Below are 1,272 nucleotides of genomic sequence, written 5' to 3'. Positions count from 1 at the left end.
TGACCTTGCCCCCAAGTTTTATCCAGTTTTGAGTTCGCTCCAGCGGTTTTTGGTTGCTGTTGTTGGTTCGGTAGCGGCGGGTTGCGGTGCGGAGCCATTTCGGCTGCGCAGCACCGCATCACGTCGCGGGTTGAGTGTCTGAGCGAATTCGGCCGGTGTCAGCCAGCCAAGGCTTGAATGCGGGCGTTGATCGTTGTAATCGCTACGCCAGTTTGAAAGCGCAGACCGGGCGTGAGCAAGCGACGAGAACAGGGTTTCATTCAAGAACTCGTCTCGCAGCCGCCCGTTGAAGCTTTCGATAAAAGCGTTCTGGATCGGTTTTCCAGGCGCGATGTAATGCCAGTCAACCTTGGTCCGGTCCGCCCATTGCAGGATCGCGTTGCTGGTGAACTCGCTGCCGTTGTCGCTGACGATCATCCTCGGCTTGCCGCGCTCCTCGATAATCCGGTCAAGCTCCCGTGCGACGCGAAGACCGGAAAGCGATGTATCGGCGACGAACGCCAGGCACTCCCTCGTGCAATCATCGACGACGGTCAGAATCCGCAACCTGCGCCCATCGGTGAACTGATCCGACACGAAGTCTAGCGACCAGCGATCATTGGCCACCATCGGCACCAGCATCGGCGCTCGCGTGCCTATCGCTCGCTTGCGACCGCGGCGCTTGCGCACCGTCAGTTTCTCCTCCCGATAGAGCCGGAAGAGCCTCTTGTGGTTCACGAGGTGACCCTCCCGCCGGAGCAGCACATGAATGCGTCGATATCCGAAGCGGCGACGTTCATGCGCCAACGCCTTCATTCGCTCGCGAAGCTCATGATCATCGTCGCGCCTGGTCTCATAACGGACCGTCATTCGGCAAAAACCAATGGCTTTACACGCCCGCCGTTCGCTCATCTCATGATGGCTCATCAGATGCGCGACAGCTTTCCGCTTGGCCGCGGGCGTCACCACTTCTTTCCCAAAAGGTCTTTCAAGGCAGCATTGTCGAGCATCGCATCCGCCAGGAGCCGCTTCAGCTTCGTGTTCTCGTCCTCAAGCGTCTTCAGCCGCTTGGCCTCGGACACCTCCATGCCGCCGAACTTGGCCTTCCATTTATAGATGCTGGCATCGCTAACGCCATGCTTGCGGCAAAGCTCCGAGACCGGCGTGCCTGCCTCGTGCTCCTTCAATATGCCGATGATCTGTTCGTCTGTGAAACGATTGCGCTTCATCCTCTGGTCCTCTCAATGGGCCAGAGCTTACTTCAAAATGGATTATTTCAACGGGGCAAGGCCA

Annotated in this window: 1 protein-coding gene; it reads right to left on the bottom strand. The window is 58.3% G+C overall.

Translation table 11 applies throughout. The features are described 5' to 3' along the window. Nucleotides 1–18: 18 nt before the first annotated feature. Nucleotides 19–1,208, bottom strand: a protein-coding gene (locus FFR93_RS40395; RefSeq protein WP_138397225.1) for an IS3-like element ISRle4 family transposase whose coding sequence is annotated in 2 segments (ribosomal slippage) — nt 19–959 and nt 959–1,208 — 1,191 coding nt in all. Because the reading frame shifts where the segments join, the coding sequence is not laid out codon by codon here. Nucleotides 1,209–1,272 lie beyond the last annotated feature (64 nt).

The organism is Rhizobium sp. MHM7A (assembly GCF_005862215.1).
Classification (GTDB): domain Bacteria; phylum Pseudomonadota; class Alphaproteobacteria; order Rhizobiales; family Rhizobiaceae; genus Rhizobium; species Rhizobium bangladeshense.
The sequence above is the reverse complement of the archived record's forward strand: the minus strand, read 5'-3'. Positions and strand labels throughout refer to the sequence as shown.